The 25,913-nt window shown below is 72.2% G+C and carries 20 protein-coding genes, 3 rRNA genes and 1 pseudogene; 2 read left to right on the forward strand and 22 right to left on the reverse strand.

Annotated elements, in window-relative coordinates:
* Positions 1-95: 95 nt before the first annotated feature.
* From rrf to JOD57_RS26160, 11 genes are all read right to left on the reverse strand, one after another.
* Positions 96-212, reverse strand: a 5S ribosomal RNA gene (gene rrf / locus JOD57_RS06310).
* Positions 213-342: 130 nt separating this feature from the next.
* Positions 343-3,500, reverse strand: a 23S ribosomal RNA gene (locus tag JOD57_RS06315).
* A gap of 588 nt (positions 3,501-4,088) precedes the next feature.
* Positions 4,089-5,613: ribosomal RNA gene (locus JOD57_RS06320) — 16S ribosomal RNA — on the reverse strand.
* Together the 16S, 23S and 5S rRNA genes form the textbook arrangement of a ribosomal RNA operon.
* A gap of 335 nt (positions 5,614-5,948) precedes the next feature.
* The gene (dapB, locus tag JOD57_RS06325) at positions 5,949-6,755 is read right to left on the reverse strand and encodes a 4-hydroxy-tetrahydrodipicolinate reductase (RefSeq protein ID WP_204691111.1); all 807 of its coding nucleotides are present in this window, start codon (positions 6,753-6,755) and stop codon (positions 5,949-5,951) included.
* Between the two features lie 55 nt (positions 6,756-6,810).
* On the reverse strand, positions 6,811-7,188 hold the full coding sequence (locus tag JOD57_RS06330) for a VanZ family protein (RefSeq protein WP_204691112.1): 378 nt from the start codon (positions 7,186-7,188) through the stop codon (positions 6,811-6,813).
* Between the two features lie 42 nt (positions 7,189-7,230).
* The gene (locus JOD57_RS06335; RefSeq protein ID WP_307824507.1) at positions 7,231-8,577 is read right to left on the reverse strand and encodes a M16 family metallopeptidase; all 1,347 of its coding nucleotides are present in this window, start codon (positions 8,575-8,577) and stop codon (positions 7,231-7,233) included.
* A gap of 34 nt (positions 8,578-8,611) precedes the next feature.
* Positions 8,612-10,888 (reverse strand): polyribonucleotide nucleotidyltransferase, encoded by a 2,277-nt coding sequence (locus JOD57_RS06340; RefSeq protein WP_204691113.1) that lies wholly within the window; start codon positions 10,886-10,888, stop codon positions 8,612-8,614.
* A gap of 268 nt (positions 10,889-11,156) precedes the next feature.
* The gene (gene rpsO / locus JOD57_RS06345; RefSeq protein WP_091382653.1) at positions 11,157-11,426 is read right to left on the reverse strand and encodes a 30S ribosomal protein S15; all 270 of its coding nucleotides are present in this window, start codon (positions 11,424-11,426) and stop codon (positions 11,157-11,159) included.
* Positions 11,427-11,555: 129 nt separating this feature from the next.
* Positions 11,556-12,524, reverse strand: coding sequence for a bifunctional riboflavin kinase/FAD synthetase (locus JOD57_RS06350; protein WP_204691114.1), 969 nt, complete (start codon positions 12,522-12,524; stop codon positions 11,556-11,558).
* Between the two features lie 32 nt (positions 12,525-12,556).
* Positions 12,557-13,696, reverse strand: coding sequence for a branched-chain amino acid aminotransferase (locus JOD57_RS06355; protein WP_204691115.1), 1,140 nt, complete (start codon positions 13,694-13,696; stop codon positions 12,557-12,559).
* Between the two features lie 115 nt (positions 13,697-13,811).
* Positions 13,812-14,135, reverse strand: coding sequence for an antibiotic biosynthesis monooxygenase family protein (locus JOD57_RS26160; RefSeq protein ID WP_204691116.1), 324 nt, complete (start codon positions 14,133-14,135; stop codon positions 13,812-13,814).
* 72 nt (positions 14,136-14,207) lie between these two features.
* Here JOD57_RS26160 and JOD57_RS06365 point away from each other — a divergent pair, with 72 nt between their 5' ends.
* Entirely contained in the window at positions 14,208-14,879 is a 672-nt protein-coding gene (locus tag JOD57_RS06365; RefSeq protein WP_307824508.1) for an HAD family hydrolase, read from the forward strand.
* A gap of 215 nt (positions 14,880-15,094) precedes the next feature.
* Here JOD57_RS06365 and truB read toward each other — a convergent pair whose 3' ends face one another.
* The 11 genes and pseudogenes from truB to rimP all read right to left on the reverse strand — a co-directional run bounded on the left by truB (position 15,095) and on the right by rimP (position 25,181).
* The gene (gene truB, locus JOD57_RS06370) at positions 15,095-16,015 is read right to left on the reverse strand and encodes a tRNA pseudouridine(55) synthase TruB (RefSeq protein ID WP_204691118.1); all 921 of its coding nucleotides are present in this window, start codon (positions 16,013-16,015) and stop codon (positions 15,095-15,097) included.
* Complete coding sequence (locus tag JOD57_RS06375) at positions 16,012-17,394, reverse strand: MATE family efflux transporter (protein WP_204691119.1); 1,383 nt, start codon at positions 17,392-17,394, stop codon at positions 16,012-16,014. The genes truB and JOD57_RS06375 overlap by 4 nt, the downstream gene beginning before the upstream one ends.
* A 145-nt stretch (positions 17,395-17,539) precedes the next feature.
* Positions 17,540-18,607: a DHH family phosphoesterase gene (locus tag JOD57_RS06380; protein WP_204691120.1), complete on the reverse strand. Its 1,068-nt coding sequence runs from the start codon at positions 18,605-18,607 to the stop codon at positions 17,540-17,542.
* A gap of 4 nt (positions 18,608-18,611) precedes the next feature.
* A complete protein-coding gene (locus JOD57_RS06385; protein ID WP_204691121.1) occupies positions 18,612-18,857 on the reverse strand; it encodes a hypothetical protein in 246 nt (81 codons plus the stop codon).
* Positions 18,854-19,342: a 30S ribosome-binding factor RbfA gene (gene rbfA, locus JOD57_RS06390; protein ID WP_204691122.1), complete on the reverse strand. Its 489-nt coding sequence runs from the start codon at positions 19,340-19,342 to the stop codon at positions 18,854-18,856. Before rbfA ends, JOD57_RS06385 begins: the two co-directional genes overlap by 4 nt.
* A 125-nt stretch (positions 19,343-19,467) precedes the next feature.
* Entirely contained in the window at positions 19,468-19,767 is a 300-nt protein-coding gene (locus JOD57_RS06395) for a DUF503 domain-containing protein (RefSeq protein WP_307824509.1), read from the reverse strand.
* Positions 19,768-19,858: 91 nt separating this feature from the next.
* A complete protein-coding gene (gene infB, locus JOD57_RS25205) occupies positions 19,859-21,691 on the reverse strand; it encodes a translation initiation factor IF-2 (protein WP_239570142.1) in 1,833 nt (610 codons plus the stop codon).
* A 1,110-nt stretch (positions 21,692-22,801) separates the two neighbouring features.
* Positions 22,802-22,945, reverse strand: a pseudogene (locus JOD57_RS26165) (translation initiation factor IF-2 N-terminal domain-containing protein); the annotation flags it as partial.
* Between the two features lie 69 nt (positions 22,946-23,014).
* Positions 23,015-23,428 (reverse strand): YlxR family protein, encoded by a 414-nt coding sequence (locus JOD57_RS06405; protein WP_307824510.1) that lies wholly within the window; start codon positions 23,426-23,428, stop codon positions 23,015-23,017.
* Between the two features lie 8 nt (positions 23,429-23,436).
* Positions 23,437-24,570 carry a transcription termination factor NusA gene (gene nusA / locus JOD57_RS06410; RefSeq protein ID WP_204691124.1) on the reverse strand — a complete coding sequence of 378 codons (1,134 nt, stop codon included), beginning with the start codon at positions 24,568-24,570 and terminating at the stop codon, positions 23,437-23,439.
* The gene (gene rimP, locus JOD57_RS06415) at positions 24,567-25,181 is read right to left on the reverse strand and encodes a ribosome maturation factor RimP (protein WP_204691125.1); all 615 of its coding nucleotides are present in this window, start codon (positions 25,179-25,181) and stop codon (positions 24,567-24,569) included. The genes nusA and rimP overlap by 4 nt, the downstream gene beginning before the upstream one ends.
* Positions 25,182-25,412: 231 nt before the next feature.
* Between rimP and JOD57_RS06420 the strand changes: the two genes are divergently transcribed.
* On the forward strand, positions 25,413-25,910 hold the full coding sequence (locus JOD57_RS06420) for a hypothetical protein (protein ID WP_204691126.1): 498 nt from the start codon (positions 25,413-25,415) through the stop codon (positions 25,908-25,910).
* Positions 25,911-25,913 lie beyond the last annotated feature (3 nt).

The following is a 25,913-nucleotide window of genomic DNA, read 5'->3' on the forward strand; positions in this document are numbered from 1 at the left end:
GCCGGGCCCCGGGCGGGTGTCGGCGGCGAGTGCATCGTGGCGGGAATGCCTGAAGGGCCCCGGCCGTGGTGGCTGAGGCCCTTCAGGGAATGGTTGTCCGGCGGTGTCCTACTCTCCCACCCCGTCTCCAGGGCAGTACCATCGGCGCTGAGAGGCTTAGCTTCCGGGTTCGGAAAGGGACCGGGCGTTTCCCTCTCGCCATGACCGCCGTAACACGACGAACGACCAACCGTCCGCCCCCGGGCCGCCACCAGGAAGGCGGGGGGGGGGTGGTTGGGTGCGTTCAGAACCGCACAGTGGACGCGAGACACCCTCGATGAGTCTGCTTGAGGGGTGGAGTGTGTGGTCAAGCCCTCGGCCTGTTAGTACCGGTCAGCTCCACACCTCGCGGTGCTTCCACTTCCGGCCTATCAACCCGCTGGTCTGGGCGGGGGCCTTACCCCATTGACTGGGTGAGAGACCTCATCTCGAAGCGAGCTTCCCGCTTAGATGCTTTCAGCGGTTATCCCTGCCGAACGTAGCCAACCAGCAGTGCACCTGGCGGTACAACTGGCACACCAGAGGTTCGTCCGTCCCGGTCCTCTCGTACTAGGGACAGCTCTTCTCAAGTCTCTTACGCGCACGGCGGATAGGGACCGAACTGTCTCACGACGTTCTAAACCCAGCTCGCGTACCGCTTTAATGGGCGAACAGCCCAACCCTTGGGACCTACTCCAGCCCCAGGATGCGACGAGCCGACATCGAGGTGCCAAACCATCCCGTCGATATGGACTCTTGGGGAAGATCAGCCTGTTATCCCCGGGGTACCTTTTATCCGTTGAGCGACACCGCTTCCACCTGCCGGTGCCGGGTCACTAGTCCCAGCTTTCGCTCCTGCTCGACCCGTCGGTCTCACAGTCAAGCTCCCTTGTGCACTTGCACTCGACACCTGATTGCCAACCAGGCTGAGGGAACCTTTGGGCGCCTCCGTTACATTTTGGGAGGCAACCGCCCCAGTTAAACTACCCACCTGACACTGTTCCTGATCCGGATCACGGACCGAGGTTAGACATCCAATTCGACCAGAGTGGTATTTCAACGGCGACTCCACGAACACTGGCGTGCCCGCTTCACGGTCTCCCACCTATCCTACACAAGCCGAACCGAACACCAATATCAAGCTGTAGTGAAGGTCCCGGGGTCTTTCCGTCCTGCCGCGCGTAACGAGCATCTTTACTCGTAGTGCAATTTCGCCGAGCCTGTGGTTGAGACAGCTGAGAAGTCGTTACGCCATTCGTGCAGGTCGGAACTTACCCGACAAGGAATTTCGCTACCTTAGGATGGTTATAGTTACCACCGCCGTTTACTGGCGCTTGAGTTCTGAGCTTCGCACACCCGAAGGGCGCACTAACCCGTCCCCTTAACGTTCCAGCACCGGGCAGGCGTCAGTCCGTATACATCGTCTTACGACTTCGCACGGACCTGTGTTTTTAGTAAACAGTCGCTTCTCACTGGTCTCTGCGGCCGGCCGGTGCTGCCCACTGCAAGAGTGTTCACACCCACCGGCCCCCCTTCTCCCGAAGTTACGGGGGCATTTTGCCGAGTTCCTTAACCACAGTTCGCTCGATCGCCTCGGTATTCTCTACCTGACCACCTGAGTTGGTTTGGGGTACGGGCCGCTCGGAACTCGCTAGAGGCTTTTCTCGGCAGCATAGGATCATCGGATTCGCCTCATTCGGCTATGCGTCAGGCCTCACCCTGCGTGCGGCGCGGATTTACCTACGCCACGGGCCACACCCTTGCACCGGTACTACCACTCACCGGCCCGACTACCTTCCTGCGTCACCCCATCGCTTGCCTACTACCAGTCCGGGTCCCCAGCTACTCCCACCCCACACCCGAAGGCGTGGAGCGGTTTCGGTGGGTCAGCATCGCTGGCCTGAGCATGGGCGTTCCTTCGCGGGTACGGGAATATCAACCCGTTGTCCATCGACTACGCCTGTCGGCCTCGCCTTAGGTCCCGACTCACCCTGGGCGGATTAGCCTGGCCCAGGAACCCTTGGTCTTCCGGCGGGGGAGGTTCTCACTCCCCTCTCGCTACTCATGCCTGCATTCTCACTCGCATGGCGTCCACGGCTGGATTCCTCCGCCGCTTCACCCGCCACACGACGCTCCCCTACCCACCCCACCACCTGGCCTCCGGTCCGAAGACAGAAGACGGGTGCACGGCGGAGTGCCACGGCTTCGGCGGTGTGCTTGAGCCCCGCTACATTGTCGGCGCGGAACCACTTGACCAGTGAGCTATTACGCACTCTTTCAAGGATGGCTGCTTCTAAGCCAACCTCCTGGTTGTCTCTGCGATCCCACATCCTTTTCCACTTAGCACACGCTTAGGGGCCTTAGCCGATGATCTGGGCTGTTTCCCTCTCGACTACGAACCTTATCGCCCGCAGTCTCACTGCCGCGCTCTCACTTACCGGCATTCGGAGTTTGGTTGACGTCAGTAACCTTGTGGGGCCCATCGGCCATCCAGTGCTCTACCTCCGGCAAGAAACACGCGACGCTGCACCTAAATGCATTTCGGGGAGAACCAGCTATCACCGAGTTTGATTGGCCTTTCACCCCTACCCACAGCTCATCCCCCAGGTTTTCAACCCTGGTGGGTTCGGTCCTCCACGCGGTCTTACCCGCGCTTCAACCTGGCCATGGGTAGATCACTCGGCTTCGGGTCTAGGACACGCGACTGTCGACACCGAAGTGCCACCGCCCTGTTCGGACTCGCTTTCGCTACGGCTACCCCCCACGGGTTAACCTCGCCACGTACCACTAACTCGCAGGCTCATTCTTCAAAAGGCACGCAATCACCGCCGCACACCCCAAGGTGCGCGCTTCACGGCTCTCACGGCTTGTAGGCACACGGTTTCAGGTACTATTTCACTCCCCTCCCGGGGTACTTTTCACCTTTCCCTCACGGTACTCGTCCGCTATCGGTCACCAGGGAGTATTCAGGCTTAGCGGGTGGTCCCGCCAGATTCACACCGAATTCCACGGGCTCGGTGCTACTTGGGATACGACTCGGGAGACGCAGCGTTTTCGGGTACGGGGCTCTCACCCTCTGCGGCGACCCCTTCCAGAGGCCTTCCCCTAACACTGACGCTTTCTCACTCCCCGCCCGGGCGGCAGCCCCGACAGAATCGTCCCACGACCCCGACCACACAACGCCTGCCGGCTATCACATGCGATCGGTTTAGCCTCATCCGCTTTCGCTCGCCACTACTCACGGAATCACGGTTGTTTTCTCTTCCTGTGGGTACTGAGATGTTTCACTTCCCCACGTTCCCTCCACACGCCCTATGTGTTCAGGCGCGGGTCACACCACATGACTGGTGCGGGGTTCCCCCATTCGGACACCCTCGGATCAACGCTCGGTTGGCAGCTCCCCGAGGCATATCGCAGCCTCCCACGTCCTTCATCGGCTCCTGGTGCCCAGGCATCCACCGTGTGCCCTCAACATCTTGGCCACACAAAAACCCACCCACATCCCCGCACCGGACCCCGATCCCCGAAAGGACCAGACCCGGTGCGAACCATGCGGGCGGGACACCTACAAGAAACTCGACCCCGCACGGACACTCCGGACGAACCGGAACCCCCGCGCGGGTCAAAAGATGCTCGCGTCCACTGTGCAGTTCTCAACGACCAACCAGCCACCTTCCGCACGACCCCACCAGACCCCACCCCACCGACCCGCCCACCGGCGGACCAACGAGACGAGCGATGTGAGACCAGGAAGGCCCCGGACCAGAGACAACCACCCCCCGCCCGCACCCGGCACACACCGGACACGACCACGGGAGGCCCGTTCCCTCAGGACCCAACAGCGTGCCTACGACCGACCCACCCGCACCCACCCCGTTCCTCACCCCGTCCCCCCGCCAGGGGGCACGACGCCGTACTAGGAGCAGCCACCGGCTGCCGGCCGAACTGGTCAGCGTTCCACCCTCGAGCACCACCCCAACCACCCGCGGTTCCCCACAGTCGAGGACCCGTCTCGGGCCGGGCGCGGCTCTGCACCCACCGGCACAACCGATGAGCGAGATGCTCCTTAGAAAGGAGGTGATCCAGCCGCACCTTCCGGTACGGCTACCTTGTTACGACTTCGTCCCAATCGCCGATCCCGCCTTCGACGGCTCCCTCCCACGAGGGGTTGGGCCACCGGCTTCGGGCGTTACCGACTTTCGTGACGTGACGGGCGGTGTGTACAAGGCCCGGGAACGTATTCACCGCAGCGTTGCTGATCTGCGATTACTAGCGACTCCAACTTCATGGGGTCGAGTTGCAGACCCCAATCCGAACTGAGACCGGCTTTTTGGGATTCGCTCCACCTCGCGGTATCGCAGCCCTTTGTACCGGCCATTGTAGCATGTTTGCAGCCCTAGACATAAGGGGCATGATGATTTGACGTCATCCCCACCTTCCTCCGAGTTGACCCCGGCAGTCTCCCATGAGTCCCCACCATCACGTGCTGGCAACATGGAACGAGGGTTGCGCTCGTTGCGGGACTTAACCCAACATCTCACGACACGAGCTGACGACAACCATGCACCACCTGTGCACGACGCCAAAGGCACCCCGTATCTCTACGAGATTTCCGTGCATGTCAAGCCTAGGTAAGGTTCTTCGCGTTGCATCGAATTAAGCAACATGCTCCGCCGCTTGTGCGGGCCCCCGTCAATTCCTTTGAGTTTTAGCCTTGCGGCCGTACTCCCCAGGCGGGGCGCTTAATGCGTTAGCTGCGGCACGGAGACCGTGGAATGGCCCCCACACCTAGCGCCCAACGTTTACGGCGTGGACTACCAGGGTATCTAATCCTGTTCGCTCCCCACGCTTTCGCTCCTCAGCGTCAGTATCGGCCCAGAGACCCGCCTTCGCCACCGGTGTTCCTCCTGATATCTGCGCATTTCACCGCTACACCAGGAATTCCAGTCTCCCCTGCCGAACTCCAGTCCGCCCGTATCGACTGCAGGCCTGAGGTTGAGCCTCAGGTTTTCACAGCCGACGCGACGAACCGCCTACGAGCTCTTTACGCCCAATAATTCCGGACAACGCTTGCACCCTACGTATTACCGCGGCTGCTGGCACGTAGTTGGCCGGTGCTTCTTCTGCAGGTACCGTCACCTTCCGGCTTCGTCCCTGCTGAAAGAGGTTTACAACCCGAAGGCCGTCATCCCCCACGCGGCGTCGCTGCGTCAGGCTTCCGCCCATTGCGCAATATTCCCCACTGCTGCCTCCCGTAGGAGTCTGGGCCGTGTCTCAGTCCCAGTGTGGCCGGTCACCCTCTCAGGCCGGCTACCCGTCGTCGCCTTGGTAGGCCACTACCCCACCAACAAGCTGATAGGCCGCGGGCCCATCCCCAGCCGGAAACCCTTTCCACCACCAGACCATGCGGCCAGCAGAGGACATCCGGTATTAGCCCCAATTTCTTGGAGTTATCCCAGAGCCGGGGGCAGGTTGCCCACGTGTTACTCACCCGTTCGCCACTCATCACCACCCGAAGATGGATCAGCGTTCGACTTGCATGTGTTAAGCACGCCGCCAGCGTTCGTCCTGAGCCAGGATCAAACTCTCCGTAGATGATTTGACACCAGGCCGAGAACCGAGACCTGACAGATCTCGGACACACAACCTCAAAGAAACCCCCACCAGAACCCCGAAGGACCCCGGCACGAGGATTGTTACTTGGCACTGACTTTCGGCACGCTGTTGAGTTCTCAAGGAACGGACGCACACCAACTCCACCCTCACGGGCTTCCTCGGTAGCGGCTTGTCCTACTGTACGCCGGCTCGTGGAGCTCCGCACCGCTCGGGTGCTCTCCGCGGCCCTCCCGGGCCCGTCCGGCGCGAAGAGAACAGTACACCACTCCGCGGGGGCGCGCACGGGGTGTCCGGCGGGGACCGGACCGTCGGGATCAGAGACCCATGAAGCTCTCGATGCCCACCGTGAGGCCCGGCCGGCGGCCGACCTCACGGACGGCCAGCAGCACCCCCGGCATGAAGGAGGCACGGTCGAACGAGTCGTGCCGGAGGGTGAGGGTCTCCCCCGGTCCACCCATGAGCACCTCCTGGTGCGCCACCAGTCCCGAGAGCCGGACGGCGTGGACGGCCACCCCGTCGACATCCGCACCGCGGGCGCCGGGCAGCGCGTCGATCGTGGCGTCCGGCGACGGCGGGAGGCCGGCCGAGCGGCGGGAGGCCGCGACCAGGGTGGCGGTGCGCACGGCGGTACCCGACGGGGCGTCCACCTTGTTCGGGTGGTGCAGCTCCACGATCTCGGTCGACGGGAAGAAGCGGGCCGCCTCCTGCGCGAAGCGCATGAGCAGCACCGCGCCGATGCCGAAGTTCGGCGCGATGACGACGCCGACGTCCGGCTTGGGCTCCAGCCACTGCGCGACCGTGGCCAGTCGGTCCTCGTCGAAACCGGTGGTGCCGACGACGCAGTGGATGTCCTGGTCGATGCAGAAGCGGATGTTGTCCATGACGACGTCCGGGCGGGTGAAGTCCACGACCACCTGGGCGCCGGCGTCGGCGACGTTGAACAGCCAGTCGCCGTCGTCGACCATCGCCACCAGCTCCAGGTCGTCGGCGGCGTTCACCGCCCGCACCACCTCGGTGCCCATCCGGCCCCGCGCGCCCAGGACGCCGACCGAGATCCGCGGCGGTTCCGCCGCCTCTGCGCCCGGTGCCTGCTGGTGCGGTGCGGGGGAGCTGGTGGTCACCGGATCAGGCTTCCCGGCGGCCTGACCCGGCGCAAGGCGGCCCCGGGTCGGGGTCTCAGCGCAGCGCGGAGCGCCGCTCCCCCACGGCCCAGGCGGCCACCCCGAGGACGACGCCGGCGGCGTCGGCGAGCCAGTCGACGACCGACCCCGACCGCTGCAGCGGCGCGAGCGCCTGGACCACCTCGCTCACCGCGCCGTAGGCGAGGAGGAGGACGACCAGCGGCGCCGGCCGGACCCCCGCCCAGCGCCCGGCGAGGACCAGCGCGAGGAAGAGGGTCAGGTGCACCACCTTGTCCACGCCGGGAGGTGCCGACGGCACGTCGGAGCCCGGCGCGAACAGGACGGCGAGGGAGACGAGCACCGTCACCGCCAACGCGCCGCGCGAGAGCGTCCCGTGCACCTGCAGTGCCGGGTGCGGACGGCGGACGGTCATGCGAGCGCTCTCCGGGACGGACGGATCAGGAGCCGGTCGGGGTCAGAGCCGGTCGAGGTCGGACTCGCGGTACGGGCCGACGACGGCCAGGCAGGTCTCCCGCCCGAGCAGGTCGGCGGCCACGTCGCGCACCTGGTCCTCGTCGACGGCGGCGATCCGGTCGAGCGCCTCGCGCACCGGCACGTACTCCCCGTGCGACAGCTCGCTCTTGCCCAGCCGGCTCATCCGCGAGCCGGTGTCCTCCAGCCCGAGGACGGTCCCGCCGCGCAGCTGGCCGCGACCACGGCCGACCTCCTCGGCGGTGAGCCCCTCGGCGGCCACCCGGGTCAGCTCCTCGCGGACGAGGCGCAGCACCTCGGGCACCCGCTTCTTGGCGCACCCCGCGTAGACGGAGAACGACCCGGTGCCGGCGTAGGAGGTCAGGGCCGAGCCGACGCTGTAGACCAGCCCCCGCTTCTCCCGGATCTCCTGGAACAGCCGCGAGCTCATCCCGCCGCCGACCGCCGTCTCGAGCACCGCGGCGGCGTAGCGCCGCTCGTCGAAGCGGCTCAGGCCCAGGCTGCCGAGCAGCAGGTGGGTCTGCTCGGTGCGCCGGGACACCAGCCCGGCCGGCCGCGCGGGCCGGTCGAGGGAGACGTCCTCGCCGCGACGCAGCGGCGTCGGCTCGACCGACCCGGACAGGCGGTTCCTGAAGACCGCCGTCACCAGGTCGACGACCTGCTGGTGGTCCACCCGGCCGGCGGCGGTGACCACCATCGAGGGGACGGCGTAGCGGGAGCGGTACCAGCCGTCGACGTCGTCGCGGGTCAGGCCCTCGATGGAGTCCACGGTGCCGAGTACGGACCGGCCCAGCGGCGTCCCGCCGAAGAGCGTCTCGGAGAACAGGTCGTGCACCAGGTCGGCGGGCTCGTCGTCGCGCATGGCGATCTCCTCGAGCACCACCGTCCGCTCGGACTCCAGGTCCTCGGCGGTGTTGAGCGCATCGGTCACCAGGTCGCCGAGCAGCGTGACGGCCAGCGGCAGGTCGCTGGCGAGCACGTTGGCGTAGTAGCAGGTGTGCTCCTTGGCGGTGAAGGCGTTCATCTCACCGCCCACGGCGTCCATGGCCGTCGCGATCTGCAGCGCGCTGCGGCTGCGGGTGCCCTTGAAGAGCAGGTGCTCGAGGAAGTGCGAGGCACCGGCGACGCGGTCGGTCTCGTCGCGCGAGCCGACGCCCACCCAGATGCCGAGCGTGGCCGAGAGCACGCCCGGCATCGTCTCGGTGAGCACGCGCAGCCCGCCGGGCAGCACCGTGCGCTCCACCCGGCCGCCGACCTCGTCGACGTCCAGGACACGGGGGACACCGACCGGGGCCGGGGCGGTGGCCAGGTCCGCGGACGCAGCTCCCACCCCGGCCCCGGTCGTGATCGGGTCGGCGGCCGTGTCAGGCCTCCGCGGGTGCGGGGGTCTCGGCCGGGGTAGCGGCGTCGCCGTCGCCGTCGCCGGCACCCTCGGCGGCCACCGGGACCAGGCTGATCTTGCCGCGGGCGTCGATGTCGGTGATCTCCACCTGCAGCTTGTCGCCGACGTTGACGACGTCCTCGACCTTGCCGATGCGCTTGCCGCCACCGAGCTTGCTGATGTGCACCAGGCCGTCCTTGCCCGGCAGCAGCGAGACGAAGGCGCCGAACGGCGTCGTCTTGACGACGGTGCCGAGGAAGCGCTCGCCGACCTTCGGCATCTGCGGGTTGGCGATCGCGTTGATCCGGTCCACCGCGGCCTGGGCCGAGGGGCCGTCGGAGGCGCCGACGTAGATCGTGCCGTCGTCCTCGATGGTGATGTCGGCGCCGGTCTCGTCCTGGATCGAGTTGATCATCTGGCCCTTGGGGCCGATGACCGCGCCGATCTTGTCGACCGGGATGCGCACCGTGGTCACCCGCGGGGCGTAGGGGCTCATCTCGTCGGGGCCGTCGATGGCCTCGTTCATCACGTCGAGGATGTGCAGGCGGGCGGCGCGGGCCTGGGTCAGCGCCTGGGCGAGCACGTCGGACGGGATGCCGTCGAGCTTGGTGTCCAGCTGCAGGGCCGTGACGAAGTCCTTGGTGCCGGCGACCTTGAAGTCCATGTCACCGAAGGCGTCCTCGGCCCCGAGGATGTCGGTGAGCGCGACGTACTCGGTCTTGCCGTCGACCTCGTCGGAGACCAGGCCCATGGCGATGCCGGCGACTGGGGCCTTGAGCGGCACACCGGCGTTGAGCAGGGCCAGGGTGGAGGCGCAGACCGAGCCCATCGACGTCGAGCCGTTGGAGCCCAGCGCCTCGGACACCTGCCGGATCGCGTAGGGGAACTCCTCGCGGTCGGGCAGCACCGGCAGCAGCGCCCGCTCGGCGAGCGCGCCGTGACCGATCTCGCGCCGCTTGGGCGAGCCCACGCGGCCGGTCTCGCCGGTGGAGTACGGCGGGAAGTTGTAGTTGTGCATGTAGCGCTTGCGCGTCTCGGGCGAGAGCGTGTCGAGCTGCTGCTCCATGCGGAGCATGTTCAGCGTGGTGACGCCGAGGATCTGCGTCTCGCCGCGCTCGAACAGCGCCGAGCCGTGCACCCGCGGCACGACCTCGACCTCGGCCGACAGCGGCCGGATGTCGGTGACGCCGCGGCCGTCGATGCGGACCTTGTCGCGCAGGATGCGCTGCCGGACGACCTTCTTGGTGACGGCGCGGAAGGCGGCCGACACCTCCTTCTCGCGGCCCTCGAACTGGCCGGCCAGCGCGGCCTTGACCCGCTCCTTGAGCTCGTCGGTCGCGGCCTCGCGCTCCTGCTTGCCGGCGATGGCCTGCACCCGGGTGAGCTCGTCGCCCACCTGCGCCTCGACGGCGGCGTAGACGTCGTCCTGGTAGTCGAGGAAGCGCGGGAAGTCCGCGACCGGCTTGGCGGCCTTGTCGGCCAGCGCGCTCTGCGCCTCGCACAGCGCCTTGATGAACGGCTTGGCCGCCTCGAGGCCCTGGGCGACGACCTCCTCGGTCGGGGCGGGCGTGCCGCCGGCGACCAGCTGGATCGTCTTCTCGGTGGCCTCGGCCTCGACCATCATGATCGCGACGTCGCCGTCCGGGAGGAGGCGGCCGGCCACGACCATGTCGAAGACGGCGTCCTCGAGCTCGGCGTGGGTGGGGAAGCCGATCCACTGACCGTCGACCAGCGCCACGCGGGTGCCGCCGACCGGGCCGGAGAACGGCAGGCCCGAGAGCTGGGTGGAGGCCGACGCGCCGTTGATCGCGAGCACGTCGTAGAGGTGCTCCGGGTCGAGGGCCAGGACGGTGATGACGACCTGGACCTCGTTGCGCAGGCCCTTGGCGAAGGTGGGGCGCAGCGGCCGGTCGATGAGCCGGCAGGTGAGGATCGCGTCCTCCGAGGGCCGGCCCTCGCGGCGGAAGAACGAGCCGGGGATGCGCCCGGCGGCGTACATGCGCTCCTCGACGTCGACCGTCAGCGGGAAGAAGTCGAAGTGCTCCTTGGGCTGGCGACCGGCCGTCGTGGCCGACAGCAGCATCGTGTCGCCGGTGCTGACGACGACCGAGCCGGCGGCCTGCTTGGCCAGGCGGCCGGTCTCGAAGGTGATGCTGCGGCTGCCGCGGCTGCCGTTGTCGATGACCGCGGTGGCGGTGGTGACCCCGTCCTCGGGGTCGAACTCGGCAGCGGTGCTGCCCTGGGTGGTGGGTGCGGACACGGTGTCCTCTTCCTTCGTCGCATGCGGCGACGTCCTCTGCGGCGCGGACTCGCGCCGGCGTCCTCCTCGGCGCCCCCTGCGCCGACGGCGTCCGGGGCGACCGGTCTTCGATCGAAGCCCCCGGGACCCGTGTCCCGCTCGGGGACCGGTCCTGCCCGGGAGCCACCACCGAGGACCGGTGCGCTGCGCGCCGTGGGTGGCCGGGGGTCGTGCGGCGGGTGCCGCACGAGAGAGGGGACCCTCCCGGCGGGACGGTCCCCTCGACGTGCTAGCGGCGCAGGCCGAGCCGCTCGATCAGCGACCGGTAGCGGTTGATGTCGGTCTTGGCCAAGTAGTTCAGCAGCCGGCGACGACGGCCGACCAGGAGCAGCAGGCCCCGGCGGCTGTGGTGGTCGTGCTTGTGCTGCTTGAGGTGCTCGGTCAGGTCACTGATCCGGCGGGTGAGCATCGCGACCTGGACCTCGGGCGAGCCGGTGTCCCGTTCGACCGTCGCGTAGTCGGTCATGATCTGCTGCTTCGTCGCGCTGTCGAGCGCCATATGCGGGCCTCCGGGGTCCGGTCACGTGTGGCCCCCGGTCCGGGTCACGGGGGCAGGTCGCACACACGTCGGGCAGGGCCCGACTCCCCCGAGGCTACCAGCGTGCGTCCGGGAGCCCCGTCGCGGTGATCACCCGGCGGACGGCATCCCCAGCACGGTGCGGGTGCGGACGACGTCGTCGGCCATCGCGGCGACGAGCTCGCCGATGCCGGCGAAGGAGGTCATCGGCCGCAGGCGCTGCACGAACTCGACGCCGACGTGCTCGCCGTAGAGGTCGCCGGAGAAGTCGAGCACGTGGGCCTCGACGGTGCGCCGCGAGCCCTGGAAGGTCGGGTTGGTGCCCACCGAGACGGCGGCCGGTGCGCTGCCGAGGGTGGCGCCGGAGACGTCGCGGGTGACCAGCGAGCCGGCGTAGACGCCGTCGGCGGGGATGGCGGTGAAGGGCGGGGTCTCGACGTTGGCCGTCGGGTACCCCAGCTCGCGGCCGCGCCGGTCGCCGCGGACGACGACGCCGTCGACGCGGTGCGGCCGGCCCAGCGCGCGGGCCGCGCTCTCCATGTCCCCGGCGGCGACGCAGGCGCGGATGTAGGTCGAGGAGATGGTGACCTCGCCGTCGGCCGAGGCGTCCCCGGCCAGCGGCACGCCCTCCACGGCGAAGCCGAACCGCCGCCCCTCCTGGGTCAGCGTGGTCACCGTGCCGGCCGCCCTGTGCCCGTAGGTGAAGTTCTCGCCGACGACGACCGCGGCGGCGTGCAGGTTCTCCACCAGCACGCCGTGGGCGAACTCCTCGGGGGTCAGCCGGCTGAACTCCGGGGTGAACGGCAGCACGCACATGCCGTCGACGCCGAGACCGGCCACCAGCTCGGCCTTGCGGTCGAGGGAGGTGAGGATCGCCGGGTGCGAGCCGGGGCGGACGACCTCGGTCGGGTGCGGGTCGAAGGTGACCAGCACGCAGGGCCGCCCCAGCGCACGGGCACGGGCGACGGCGGCACCGATCAGCTGCTGGTGCCCGCGGTGGACGCCGTCGTACATGCCGACGGTGACCACGGTCCGGCCGAGGTCGGCCGGGGTCGCCGCGAGCCCGCGCCAGCGCTGCACGCGCCCGCTCTCCTGACCGCTGCCCGGGTCGCTCAGGCGACCCGGTGCAGCCAGCCGGAGGTGTCGGGCACCCGGCCGTGCTGGATGTCGAGCAGGTGCTCGCGCAGCTGCATCGTCACCGGGCCGGGGCCGCCGCCGCCGACGGTGAAGTCGCCGGTGCGGGCCTTGACCTCGCCGACCGGCGTGATGACGGCGGCCGTGCCGCAGGCGAAGGTCTCGGTGACCGTGCCGTCGGCGACGCCCGAGCGCCACTCGTCGACGCTGAAGCGGCGCTCGGTGACCCGCATGCCCTTCTCGCGGGCGACGGCGATGAGCGAGTCGCGGGTGATGCCGGGCAGCAGGGTGCCGGTGAGCTCGGGGGTGACCAGCTCGGCGTCGTCGCCGGAGCCGAGGACGAAGAACAGGTTCATCCCGCCCATCTCCTCGACGTGGCGCTTCTCGACCGCGTCGAGCCACACGACCTGGTCGCAGCCGGCGGCGATGGCCTGCTCCTGGGCCAGCAGGCTGGCGGCGTAGTTGCCGGCGCACTTGACGTCGCCGGTCCCGCCCGGCGCGGCGCGGATGTAGTCCTCGGAGAGGTACACCGACACCGGGTGCACGCCGCGCGGGAAGTAGGCGCCGGCGGGGCTGGCGATGACGAGGAACAGGTACTCGTGGGCCGGGCGCACGCCGAGGAACGGCTCGGTGGCCAGCTGGTAGGGCCGGATGTAGAGCGTCTGGTCGGGCCCGGTGGGCACCCAGTCGCGGTCGGCGTCGACGAGGGCGTCGACGGCGCTGATGAAGGCCTCCTCGGGCACCGGCGGCATGGCCAGCCGGCGGGCACTGCGCGCGAAGCGTGCGGCGTTGGCCTCGGGGCGGAAGGTGGCGACGCTGCCGTCGGGCTGGGCGTAGGCCTTGAGCCCCTCGAAGATCGACTGCGCGTAGTGCAGGGCCGCGGTGGCGGGGTCCATCTGCAGCGGCGCGTAGGCGGTGAGCCGGGCGTCGTACCAGCCACGGCCGGCCTCGTAGCGGGCCAGGAACATCGAGTCGGTGAAGTGGCGGCCGAACCCGGGGTCGGCCAGCACCGCCTCGCGCTCGGCGGCCGGACGGCGGGGCACGTCCTCCACGGTCACCGGCACGCCCTCGGTGAAGACCCGGGTGGTGGTGCGGCTGTCGGCGAGCGTGTCGGTCATGTCTCCCACCTGCGCGTGCTCGGAGCGGGACCGGCGGACGACCGGTCCTGCGCTCACAGTAGCGCCGGGCCCGGCGGCGGCCGGGAGCCGACCGCCGCCGCCCACCCGCGCGGTGTCAGGGCCGGTCGGGCGCCGAGCTCTCGATCACCTCGTAGGACCACAGGTGGTGGGAGTCGCTGGCCGCGGGGGCGAGCTCGTCGCCCCCGCCCTGGTGGGCCCGGGCGAAGTCCTGGCTGCCCTCCCAGGAGCGGTAGGCCTCCTCGCTCTCCCACCGCGTGTAGACGAGGTACTGGTCGGTGCCCTCGATCGGGCGCAGCAGCTCGAACCACTCGAAGCCGGGGGTCTTCTCCACGGCCCCGCCGCGCCCGCGGAATCGCTCCTCGAAGCGCTCGTGCGCATGGTGCGGGACGCTGATCGCGTTGATCTTCACGACGCTCATGGCAGCCCCCTTCCCGCCGGGGGTGCCGGCCAATCCACTGCGGGGGTCCACGGCCCGGGCGAGGATGGCGCGGTGACCCCGGACAAGCGGCCCGGCGTGCTCCTCGACGTCGACGGCACCCTGCTCGACACGAACTACCTGCAGGTCCTCGCCTGGTGGCAGGCCTTCCGCGACACCGGGCACGACGAGGTCTCGATGGCCGACTGCCACCGGTCGATCGGCATCGGCAGCGAGGAGCTCGTCGTCCACCTGCTCGGCGACGACGCCGACGACGTCTCGGAGGCCAAGACCCGGCGCTACGAGCCCCTGCGCGAGCTCGTGGCCGCCTTCCCCCGCGTGGACGAACTGCTCGCCGCGTGCCGGGAGCGGGGCCTGGCCGTCGTCCTGGCGACCAGCGGCGAGGAGTCGGACCTGGAGTGGATGGTGCCGGCGATCGGGGGCGAGGACGTCGTCGACGGTGCGACCACGTCGGCCGACGTCGAGTCGGCCAAACCGGCGCCGGACCTGCTGCAGACCGCCGTCGCCGACCACGGCCTGGACCCGCGCCGCACCGTGGCGGTCGGGGACACGATCTGGGACGTGCGGGCGGCCCGGGACGCCGGCCTGCCCTGCATCGCGCTCACCTGCGGGGGCATCTCCCGTGCCGAGCTGGAGGAGGCCGGGGCCGACGAGGTCTACGACACCCCCGCCGACCTGCTCGACCACCTCGACGACTCGCTGATCGGCAAGGCCGCCCGCGGCTGACGAAGGGCCCCTTGCAGCGGTGTGCCGATTGGTTGGCGGCCGTGGCCTCCGACGCCGGCGGTGCTGTGCGCTGAGGGCTCGTCCGGGAGACCGAGATGAGCCATGGGCGCACATCGCTGCAGGTCACGCCGCCCACCGTGGTCAGCCGACCGGCACCAGCGCCCGCCGGCGTGCGAGCCCGGGCCAGCACCTGGCAACCAACGCGCACACCGCTGTCAGACCGGTGGGAAGCCGACGGCCACGCGGGTGGTGGACCCGGCGTCCTCGACCAGCGCCACCAGCCGGCCGCCGGGGTCGACGGCGGCGGTGAGCCCGGGCCGGCCCGTGGCCGCCACCCGCTGGCCGTACCCGAGCGCCGTCGCCTCCTCGGCCGTGAGCCGCCGCTCGGGGAAGACCGCCGTGGCGGCGTCGGTCAGTGCCAGTACGCCGGGGCCGCCGCCGGCCGCCAGCGCGGCGGCCGCCGCCTCGACCGGTGCGGCCTGCGCGGTGGTGAACGGGCCCGAGGCGGTGCGGCGCAGGGCGGTGAGGTGGCCGCCGACGCCGAGCGCGGCCCCGGCGTCGCGGGCGATCGCGCGCACGTAGGTGCCGGCGGTGCACGCGACGGTGACCTCGACGTCCACGAGGTCGGGGGTGGGCCGGGTCAGGCGGTGCACGTCGATGCGGTGCACGGTGACCGAGCGGGGCTCGAGGACGACCTCCTCCCCGGCGCGCACGCGGTCGTAGGAGCGGCGGCCGTCGACCTTGACGGCGCTCACGGCGGAGGGCACCTGCTGCAGCGGTCCGGTCTGGCCGGCCAGGGCGGCCCGGACGGCGTCGTCGTCGAGGTGCGCGGCCGACGTCGTGGTGAGGACCTCGCCCTCGCGGTCGTCGGTGACCGTCGTCTGCCCGAGCCGGACGGTGGCTTCGTAGACCTTGTCGGTGCCGCCGAGGTGACCGAGCAGGCGGGTGGCCGCGCCGACGCCGAGGACCAGCAGCCCGGTGGCCATCGGGTCGAGGGTGCCGGCGTGTCCCACCCGGCGGACCGAGAGCACCCGCCGGGCCCGGGCGACGACGTCGTGCGAGGTCGTGCCGCCGGGCTTGTCGACCAGCAGGACGCCCGGGGTCACGTCGGCGTCGGCGGCTCGGCGTCGGCTCATGCGCCCACCGTCGCAGGTGCCGCGAGCCACCGGTCCCCTGCCACCCGGACGAGGACGGCGACCAGCCGCAGCGCGATGAACAGCGTCAGCCCCGTCCAGACGCCGGCCAGGCCCCAGCCGAGCGGGCCCGACAGCAGCGACAGCGGGAGGAAGCCGGCCAGGGCGGCGCCGACGGTCACGGTGCGCAGGTAGCCCACGTCGCCGGCGCCCATGAGGACGCCGTCGAGGGCGAAGACCACCCCGGCCAGGGGCTGGAAGCCGGCGAGGAACCACCAGACCAGCTCGGCCTGGGCGCGGACGGCGGGGTCGCCGGTGAACAGCGGCACGAGCAGGTCGCGGCCGGCCAGCAGCAGCACGGCGACCAGCAGGCCGGTGCCCAGGCCCCAGACGGTGACCCGCCGGGCGGTGGCGCGGGCCTCCGCGGGCCGGCCGGCGCCGAGGGCGTGGCCGACCAGCGTCTGGGCGGCGATGGCGTAGGCGTCGAGCACCAGTGCCAGGAAGAGGAACAGCTGCAGCGCGATCTGGTGGGCGCCCAGGGCCGCCTGCCCGGTGCGCGCGGCGACGCCGGCGGCGACGAGGAAGGCCAGTTGCAGGACGGTGGCGCGCAGCAGCAGGTCTCGGCCGAGCACGAGCTGCGCCCGGACGGCCGCGGGGCGGAACCGCCAGTCGGCGCCCTCGCGCAGCAGGGCTCGCAGGAACAGCGCCGCGGTGAGCGACTGCCCGGCGAGGTTGGCCACCGCGGAGCCCACCAGGCCGAGACCGGCCGGGTGCACCAGCGGGGGACAGAGCACCAGGCTCAGCAGGCTCCCGGCCAGCACGAACCGCACCGGCCGGCGCAGGTCCTGCACACCGCGCAGCCAGCCGTTCCCCGCCAGGGCGACCAGCAGCAGCGGAGCGCCGCACCCGGCCACCCGCAGCCACTGCTCGCCGGCCGCGGCCACCTCGCCCGGCCCCCCGGCCAGCGCGCGGGTCAGCGGGCCGGCGAGCACCTGGAAGAGCAGCACGACCGCAGCGCCGAGCAGCAGCGCCAGCCAGGTGGCCTGCACGCCCTCGGCGACGGCGCCGGCGCGGTCACCGGCGCCGGCCCGGCGGGCGGCACGGGCGGTGGTGCCGTAGGCGAGGAAGTTGAGCAGCGCGGCGGCCCAGGCCAGCAGCCCACCGCCGACGGCCAGTCCGCCGAGCGGCACCGTGCCCAGGTTGCCGACGACGGCGGTGTCGACGAGCAGGTACAGCGGCTCGGCGGCCAGCACGAACAGCGCCGGCAGCGCCAGCGCGAGGACACCGGGCCGCCGCGCGGGCGCGCGGTCGTCGCGGTGCGGGGGCCGGAGGCTCCCCGGCGCGGCGGCCGGGTCCGGCTCAGCGCCCGTCGGGGACGGCACCTGGACGCGGTCGTCGCGGTGCGGGGGCCGGAGGCTCCCCGGCGCGGCGGCCGGGTCCGGCTCAGCGCCCGTCGGGGACGGCACCTGGACGCGGTCGTCGCGGTGCGGGGGCCGGAGGCTCCCCGGCGCGGCGGCCGGGTCCGGCTCAGCGCCCGTCGGGGACGGCACCTGGACGCGGTGGGAGGCCGGAGGCCGACAGAGAGCACAGCTGCTCGCGGACCTGCGCGAGGGTGCCCTCGCGGTCGAGCCACGAGGTGAAGCCGGCGGCCGCGCGGTGTCCGCCGCCGCCCAGGGTCATCGCCACCCGGGCGACGTCGGTGGCCCCGCGGGAGCGCAGGGACACCGACCAGCTGCCGTCGTCCTGGCCCTTGAGCACGCAGGCGACGTCGGCCTCGGCGGTGGTGCGGACGACGTCGACCAGCGCCTCGAGCTGCTCGCCCGGCAGGCCGTGCTCGGCGGCCTCCGCGGTGCTCGACCAGGTCCACACCAGGCCGGCCCCGACGGCTGGCTCGAGCACCGCGCGGCCGGTCACCGCCGAGAGCAGCCGCAGCCAGCCGAAGGGCGCGGTGTCGAAGAGCCGCCGGCTGATCGCGGCGTGGTCGATGCCGGTCGCCAGCAGCCGGGCGGCCAGCAGGTGGGTGTCGGGCCGGGTGCTGCCGAAGCGGAAGGAGCCGGTGTCGGCCGTCAGGCCCGCGTACAGGAGCGTGGCCAGCTCGGCGTCGAGGGCGACCCCCAGCTCGTCGAGCAGGCCGGCCACCAGGACGACGGTGGCGGGAGCGGCCGGGTCGACCAGGCGCACGTCCCCGAACCCCGGGTTGCTGGCGTGGTGGTCGACGACGAGCGACGTACCGGCGTCCGCGAGCAGCGCCGCGAGCTCCCCCAGCCGGCCCGGCGAGGCGGCGTCCAGGCTGACGAACACGTCCGGGCAGCCGGGGACGGCGGTGGACGGGACCAGCCCCTCCGCGCCCGGCAGCCAGCCGAGTGAGGCCGGCAGGGCGGGCGGGCCGGGGAAGGTGGCCAGCACCCGCGCGCCGCGGCGGCGCAGGCCCTCGGCCAGGGCGAGCGTGCTGCCGAGGGCGTCGGCGTCGGGCTGGACGTGCCCGGACAGCACGACGGTGGCCCGGGCGTCGGCGGCCGCGGCCAGCACCGCGGCCGGCGTCCGGGCCGCACCGGCGGCCGGGGTCACCGGCCACCCCGGTGACACGACGGTCACCGGGTCAGGCGTCGGGGCCGGGATCGGCCACCGGGGGTGCGTTGCGGTCCTCGGTGACCAGGCCGCCACCGGGCGGCAGCGGCGGACCGCCGTCGTCGGGCTCGTCCTCGGCGATGCTGGGCACCTCGCCGATCTGGCCCTCGCGGCCGCCCTCGGTGGGGTCACCGGCGTTCGGCTCCGCGCGCCCACCGAGCTCTGAGCGGCCCTGGCCCTCGGCCGGGAGGTACGGGTCGGGGTCGTTCTCGCTCACGAGGCGCTCCTGCGGTCGGCGGCGGAGGTGGCGTCGAGGTCGGCCTCGTCGAGGTCGGTCTCGTCGTCCGCCGGATGACGGTACGGGTCGGCGTCCCCGGCGTAGGTCGCGTGCTCGCGCAGCCGGGCGAGTTCGGCGTCGGCGGAGCGGACGCGCTCGAGCGCCTCGTCGAGCTCGCGGGCGGTGTCGGGCACGTGGTCGGCGACGAAGGTGAGCGTCGGCACGAACTTGATGCCGGTCTGGCGGCCGACCGTGGAGCGGAGGACGCCGGTGGCGCTGGCCAGCGCCCGGGCGGAGTCCTCGACCTGCGTCGGGTCGCCGTACACGGTGTAGAAGACGGTGGCCTCGCGCAGGTCGCTGGTGACGCGCGCGTCGGTCACGGTGACCATGCCCAGCCGCGGGTCCTTGATCTGGGACTCGATGGCGGAGGAGACGATCTGGCGGATGCGCACCGCGAGCTTGCGGGCGCGGGCGGGGTCGGCCACGGCGGACCTCCGTGGGTCGGGGCGTCACGAGGACGCCGGTGGACAATCGGCACGCAGCCCGAGGTCCGGCCCCCTCCCGGGTCCCGCCCCGAGCGTGCGAGGGGTGGGGAGGAGGGGGTCCTTCGTCAGTCGGTGTCGCTGAACAGCTGCCGGTGCGTCGACAGAAGCGTCACCTCGGGCCGCTCGGCCAGCAACCGCTCGCAGGCGTCGAGGACGTCGGTCACCTGACCGGCGTCCCCGGCGACGGCGGCGACCCCGACCTGCACGCGACGGTGCAGGTCGAGGTCGCCCACCTCGGCTGCGGCCACGGCGAAGCGGCGCCGCAACTCGGCCACGATCGGCCGGACGACGGCGCGCTTGCCCTTGAGCGAGTGGACGTCGCCCAGCAGCAGGTCGGCGGTGAGCGTGCCCGTGAACACGCTCACCGCCTCCCTACTGCCGAACCGGTCCGACCGTGGCCCCCTTGCAGGGCCCCGCCCCGAGCTCGCGAGGGGTGGGGGGCAAGGGGGTCCTTCCTCAGTCGCGCGGCTTCTCGCGGACCTCGAAGGTCTCGATCACGTCATCGATCTTGATGTCGTTGAACGACCCCAGACCGATACCGCACTCGTAGCCCTCCCGGACCTCGGTCGCGTCGTCCTTGAACCGGCGCAGCGACTCGACGGTGAGGTTGTCGGCGACGACCACCCCGTCACGCAGCAGCCGGGCCTTGGAGTTGCGGACGATGGTCCCGCTGCGGACCAGCGAGCCCGCGACGTTGCCGATGCGCGGCACCCGGAAGACCTCGCGGACCTCCGCCGTGCCGAGCTGGACCTCCTCGTACTCGGGCTTGAGCATGCCCTTGAGGGCCGCCTCGATCTCGTCGATCGCCTGGTAGATGACCGAGTAGTACCGGACGTCGATGCCCTCGCGGTTGGCCAGCTCCGTGGCCTGACCCTCGGCCCGGACGTTGAAGCCGAGGACGATGACGTCGTCGGCCAGCGCCAGGTCGATGTCGCTCTTGGTGATCGAGCCGACGCCGCGGTGGATGACCCGCAGCGAGACGTCGTCGCTCACCTCGATCTTCATCAGGGCCTCCTCGAGCGCCTCCACGGTGCCCGAGTTGTCGCCCTTGATGATCAGGTTGAGCTGGCGGTTCTCCTTGAGCGCGGCGTCGAGGTCCTCGAGGCTGATCCGCTTGCGCATGGAGGCGTTCTGCGCGTTGCGGATGCGGGCCTGCCGTCGGTCGGCGATCTGCCGGGCGACGCGGTCCTCCTCGACGACGAGGAAGGTGTCACCGGCACGCGGCACCGAGGTGAGGCCGACCACCTGCACGGGGCGGGCGGGGCTGGCCTCCTTGAGCTTGGTGCCGTACTCGTCGAGCAGCGACCGGACGCGGCCGTAGGCGTCGCCGGCGACGATCGAGTCGCCGACGCGCAGCGTGCCGCGCTGGACCAGCACCGTGGCGACGGGGCCGCGGCCCTTGTCCAGCTTGCCCTCGATGACCACGCCCTGCGGGTCCTGCTCGGCGTTGGCCCGCAGGTCCAGCGAGGCGTCGGCGGTCAGCAGGATCGCCGCGAGCAGGTCGTCGAGGCCCTGCCGGGTGGTCGCGGAGACGTCGACGAACATCGTGTCGCCGCCGTACTCCTCGGCCACCAGGCCGTACTCGGTGAGCTGCTGGCGGATCTTGGCGGGGTTGGCCCCCTCCTTGTCCACCTTGTTGACCGCGACCACGATCGGCACGCCGGCGGCCTGGGCGTGGTTGAGCGCCTCGACCGTCTGCGGCATGACGCCGTCGTCGGCGGCCACGACCAGGACGACGATGTCGGTCACCTTCGCGCCACGGGCACGCATCGCGGTGAACGACTCGTGACCCGGGGTGTCGATGAAGGTGATGGGCCGGTCCTCGCCCTCCAGCTCGCTGGCGACCTGGTAGGCGCCGATGTGCTGGGTGATGCCGCCGGCCTCCCGCGCCACCACGTTGGTGTTGCGGATGGCGTCGAGCAGCTTGGTCTTGCCGTGGTCGACGTGACCCATGACGGTGACGACCGGCGGACGGGCCACCCAGTCCTCCGCGTCGCCCTCGTCGCCGAAGGTGAGGTCGAAGGTCTCGAGGAGCTCGCGGTCCTCGTCCTCGGGGCTGACGACCTGGATGTCCCAGCCGATCTCGGCACCGAGCAGCTGCAGCGTCTCCTCGTTGACCGACTGCGTCGCCGTGACCATCTCGCCCAGGTGGAACAGGGCGGTCACCAGCGCCGCCGGCTGGGCGTTGATGCGCTCGGCCAGGTCGGTCAGCGACGCGCCGCGGGGCAGACGGACGGTCTGCCCGTTGCCGCGGGGCAGGGAGACGCCGCCCATGCTGGGCGCCGCCATCTGGTCGAACTCCTGACGCCGCTGCTTCTTGCTCTTGCGCCCGCGGACCGGGCCACGCCCGCCCGGACGGCCGAAGGCACCCGCGGTGCCCGCACCGGAGCCACCGCGGCCACGACCGCGGCCACCGCCGCCACGGAACCCGCCGGCGGGAGCACCGCCGCCGCCGCCACCGCCGCCGCCAGCGCCGGGAGCTCCGCCGCCACCGGGACGGAAGCCGCCACCGCCACCGGGACCACCCGGACGGCCACGGCCACCGGGACCACCGGGGCCACCACCGGGACGGCCGGCACCGGCCGGACGCGGCGGCATCATGCCCGGCGAGGGCCGGGGCGGCATCATGCCCGGGTTCGGCCGGGGACCACCCGGACCGGCCGCGGGACGCGGGCCACCGGGACGCGGGCCACCGGCACCCGGAGCGGGACGCGGCCCACCGGCACCCGGGCCGGGGCGCGGTCCACCGGCCGCAGGACCCGGACGCGGGCCACCGGCCGCCGGACCCGGACGCGGGCCGCCGGACGCGGCCGCCGGACGCGGGGCGCTGCTGAAGGGGTTGTTGCCCGGCCGCGGAGCCGGACGGGGACCGGGCCGCGGACCGGCGCCCGGGGCGCCGGGACCGGCGGGACGGCCGGCGCCCGGACGGGCGGCACCGGGGACGGGGCCACCTGCCTGACGCGGGCCCGGGGCCGGAGCACCCGGACGCGGAGCGCCCGGCGCGACCGGGCGTGAGCCCTGCACCGGAGGCTGCTGAGCCGGAGGCTGCTGAGCCGGGGGCTGCTGCACCGGGGGCTGCTGCACCGGGGGCTGCTGCACCGGGGCACTCGCGGCGGGCGCCTGGGGAGCGGGCGTGACCGGACGCGGGCCCGGCACGCCGGGACGCGGGGCGCCCGGACGCGGGCCGGGGGTGACGCCCGCAGGAGCGGGCGCCGCCGGAGCCGCCGGAGCCGCCGGAGCACTGGCCGCCGGGGCCTGCGGGGCACTGGCCGCCGGGGCCTGGGGGGCACTGGCCACCGGCTGCGGAGCCGGACGAGGGCCGGGACCGGGACGGGCCGCGGGGGCCCCGCCGCCGTTGCCGCCGTTGCTGCTGCCGCCTGTGGCAGCGCCGAGGGCCTCCCGGAGCCGCCGGGCCACGGGGGCCTCGACGGTCGAGGAGGCGGACTTCACGAACTCGCCCTGCTCCTTGAGCTTGGCGAGCACGGTCTTGCTGTCGACCCCGAACTCCTTGGCGAGTTCGTGGACGCGGGCTTTGCCTGGCACGGATCTCCTCTGGTGAGGCCGGCGGCTCGCCCGCGCGACCTCGTCGTCAGTGGTGCATGGTCTGGCTTGTCATCGTGGGGACTTCACGGCTGACTCATCCGACGACGTCCTGCTCTCGACGTGCGGACCGGCCGGTTGCCGGTCCGTCGGGGGAACTGCGGTCTGTCGTTCGTGTGCGTTCGCCCGCCCGGGCGGCGCCTCCCCGGGCGCCGTGGCGCCGAGGACGTGAGCCCGGAGCGGACCTGCCTCCACCGGGGCGCTGCTGCCGCCGGGGAGGCGCAGCGCCCGGGGGAAGGCCCGGCGTCGCTCCGCTGCACGCAGGCACTCCGGGGTGGGGTGCAGCGAGGCACCCCGTCCGGGGAGCCGCCGCCGCGGGTCGGGCACGAGGGCCCCGGCCCGGAGGACGACACGCAGCAGGTCGGTGACCGGAGCGCGTTCCCGGCAGCCCACACACGTGCGCACCGGGACAGACGTTTCGGCCACCCGTCATCCTAGCGCGCTGCGGGACCTCGTTGTTCCGGGCGCCGCTGACCGGGGCGGAGGGCACCCCCACCGGGGGACGGGCGACCCCCCGGGGCCCCGGCGCGCACCGGCGGCGGCCCCGAGCGCAGCGGCGGTCGGCCCACCCCGGGCGAGGGGATGGCGTCGTCGGGCTGGGCGTCGCTGCGGATGTCGATGCGGCACCCGGTCAGCCGCGCGGCCAGGCGGGCGTTCTGCCCCTCCTTGCCGATCGCCAGCGACAGCTGGTAGTCGGGCACCACGACGCGCACCGCCTTGGCCTTGGGGTCGACCAGCACCGCGCTGTTCACCCGTGCCGGGCTCAGCGCGGAGGCCACGAAGGTCGCGGGGTCGTCCGACCAGTCGACGATGTCGATCTTCTCGCCGTGCAGCTCGCTCATGACGTTGCGCACCCGCTGGCCCATCGGGCCGATGCAGGAGCCCTTCGCGTTGAGCCCGGGCACCGAGGTGCGGACGGCGATCTTCGAGCGGTGCCCGGCCTCCCGGGCGACGGCGACGATCTCGACGCTGCCGTCGGCGATCTCGGGGACCTCGAGGGCGAACAGCTTGCGCACCAGGTTCGGGTGGGTGCGCGAGACGGTCACCTGCGGGCCGCGGTACGTGCGGGCCACCGACACCACGTAGGCGCGCAGCCGGCTGCCGTGCGGGTACTTCTCGCCGGGCACCTGCTCGGCGGCGGGCAGCACGGCCTCGACCTTGCCGATGTCGACCAGCACCGAGCCCTGCGCGTTGCGGCGGGCGTCGGCCTGGACGACGCCGCTGACGATGTCGCCCTCCTTGCCGGCGTACTCGCCGAAGGTCTGCTCGTGCTCGGCGTCGCGCAGGCGCTGCACGATGACCTGCTTGGCGGTGCTGGCCGCGATCCGGCCGAAGTCCGAGGGGGTGTCGTCCCACTCGCGCACGACCTCGCCGTCGGTGCCGAGCTCCTGGGCGAGCACGGCCACCTCGCCGGACTTGCGGTCGACGTGCACCCGCACGTGCTTGGCGGCGCCGTCGGCGTGCCGGTAGGCGGTCACCAGCGCCGTCTCGATGGCCTCGATGACCGTGTCGGCGGGGATGCCCTTCTCCCGCTCGACCGCCTTGAGGGCGGTCACGTCGATGTTCACTGTCCTCCTCCGTCGTCGCCCTCGTCGTCGCCCTCGTCGTCCGTGTCGGCGTCCGCACCGTCGTCCGTGGCGTCGTGCGCGTCCTCGTCGTGGCCGGGGCGGGCGAACTCCACCTGCACCCGCCCGGCGCCGAGCTCGGCCCAGGGCACCTGCCGCGGGGTGGGCGGCTTCCTGCGGGCGCCCGGCTTGCCCGGCTTCTCGACGGCGAGGGTGACGCCCGCGTCGTCGACGGCGGTGATCCGGCCGGTCACCTGCTCGGTGGCGCCGGCCGGGCCGACGGCGACGGCGACCATGCGTCCGCTGTTGCGCCGCCAGTGCCGCTGCTCGGTGAGCGGCCGGTCGACGCCGGGGCTGGTCACCTCGAGCACGTAGGGCGCGCGGCCGAGCTCGCCGTCGTTCGCGTCCAGCACCGCCGAGACCGCGCGGCTGACCTCGGCGACGTCGTCGAGGCTCACGCCCTGGTCGCGGTCGACGACCACGCGGACGACGCTGCGCCGGCCGGCGGGGGTCACCACCAGCTCCTCGAGGTCGTAGCCGGCGGCACCGACCACCGGCTCGATCCACCCGGCCAGCCGCGTGGCGGCCGGGTCGTCGTGCCGTCGCGTGGACACGGGCTGCCTCCCCTCCTGCACCGGTCGGAGCTCGTCCTCGGCGGACCGCACCGCCCGGGACCGCGCCCGGCGGCGCGCGTCGCACGGCACCGGCCGGCGGCGTACCCGGGGAGTGGCCAGGCTACCGCTCCCCCGGCCTCCGGTCCCCGGACGCCGGGCGGGGGCGACGGACACGGCACGGGTGCCCGTCGCTGCGGGCCCGGCGGGACGGCGCCTGGGAGGATGGCGGCGATGTCCGCACCGCCCGCACCGCCTCCCCCGCCGCCCGGCTTCCCGCGGCGGACCCTGCTCACCGCCACGGCCGGACTGGCGCTGCTGGCCGCGGCCGCGTGCACGCCCGGCGGGTCCGGGGAGGCGGCCGGGGCGACCGACGGGCAGGCGGACCGGCTGGCCGCGCAGGTCGCCGTCCAGGAGGCCGCCGTGGCCGCCTACGACGCCGCGGCCGCGGCCGACCCGGCCCTCGGGGGCGAGGTCGCGGTCCTCGCCGACCAGGCCCGCGCGCAGCTGGAGCGGCTGCGCGCCGCGGCGCCCGGGGCGGCGACCTCCTCGCCGGCCGGCCCCCCGGCCGCACCACCGGCCGGCGGGGACGTGCGGGGCTGGCTGCGCGCGCAGGTCGGTGCGGCCGCCACCGCGCACGCCGGCGCCTGCGTCGACGTCTCCGGTGCCCGGGCGGCACTGCTGGGGGCGGTCGCGGCCGGGCTGCGCGGTCACGAGGCCGCGCTCGCGTGAGGG

The organism is Geodermatophilus bullaregiensis, from assembly GCF_016907675.1.
Classification (GTDB): domain Bacteria; phylum Actinomycetota; class Actinomycetes; order Mycobacteriales; family Geodermatophilaceae; genus Geodermatophilus; species Geodermatophilus bullaregiensis.

Bases quoted from the DNA above. Each gene is read 5' to 3' on its own strand.
- rpsO (WP_091382653.1), bottom strand. From the start codon at position 11,426: ATGGCGCTCGACAGCGCGACGAAGCAGCAGATCATGACCGACTACGCG.
- JOD57_RS06330 (WP_204691112.1), bottom strand. From the start codon at position 7,188: ATGACCGTCCGCCGTCCGCACCCGGCACTGCAGGTGCACGGGACGCTC.
- truB (WP_204691118.1), bottom strand. From the start codon at position 16,015: ATGAGCCGACGCCGAGCCGCCGACGCCGACGTGACCCCGGGCGTCCTG.
- infB (WP_239570142.1), bottom strand. From the start codon at position 21,691: ATGGCGGCGCCCAGCATGGGCGGCGTCTCCCTGCCCCGCGGCAACGGG.
- JOD57_RS06355 (WP_204691115.1), bottom strand. From the start codon at position 13,696: ATGACCGACACGCTCGCCGACAGCCGCACCACCACCCGGGTCTTCACC.
- JOD57_RS06420 (WP_204691126.1), top strand. From the start codon at position 25,413: ATGTCCGCACCGCCCGCACCGCCTCCCCCGCCGCCCGGCTTCCCGCGG.
- JOD57_RS26160 (WP_204691116.1), bottom strand. From the start codon at position 14,135: ATGAGCGTCGTGAAGATCAACGCGATCAGCGTCCCGCACCATGCGCAC.